Below are 508 nucleotides of genomic sequence, written 5' to 3'. Positions count from 1 at the left end.
TGGGAGCAGCGTAAGTTAAAAAACATATCAACGTATAGACGAGGATCTTTTCCCCAACCTTATGGAAAAAAAGAATGGTATGACGAAGAAAATGGTAAACCATTTGTGCAAGTTGTTGATGTTAATAATAATTTAAAATTAGTTAAGAACACTAAACAAAAGATTTCAAAAGTTGCTGAGTCAAAAAGTGTATTTGTAGAAACCGGGAGTATTTTAATTACAATTCAAGGAAGCATTGGAAGAGTTGCTATAACACAATATCCAGCGTATGTTGATCGAACTTTATTAATATTTCAGAAATTTAATTATCCAATTGATAAATATTTTTTTAGTATTTCACTTCAAAAATTGTTTCGTACAGAAAAACAAAAAGCTCCGGGCGGAACAATAAAAACAATTACAAAAAAAGCATTGAATAATTTTGAATTAGCACTTCCATTAATAGATGAACAAAACAAAATTGGAACTCTTTTCAAAAACTTTGACTCACTTATCGCTGCCAATGAAC

1 protein-coding gene is annotated in these 508 nt (G+C 29.7%); it reads left to right on the top strand.

Annotated elements, in window-relative coordinates; all coding sequences use genetic code 11:
- Positions 1-508 (top strand): restriction endonuclease subunit S (locus AC6UDB_RS06930; protein ID WP_500709540.1); only part of this gene is annotated, 508 nt, incomplete at both ends.

The sequence above is a fragment of the Fructilactobacillus sp. X3R2C1 genome, from assembly GCF_059901235.1.
Note: the sequence above shows the minus strand (reverse complement) of the source record. Positions and strands in the feature narration are given on the sequence as shown.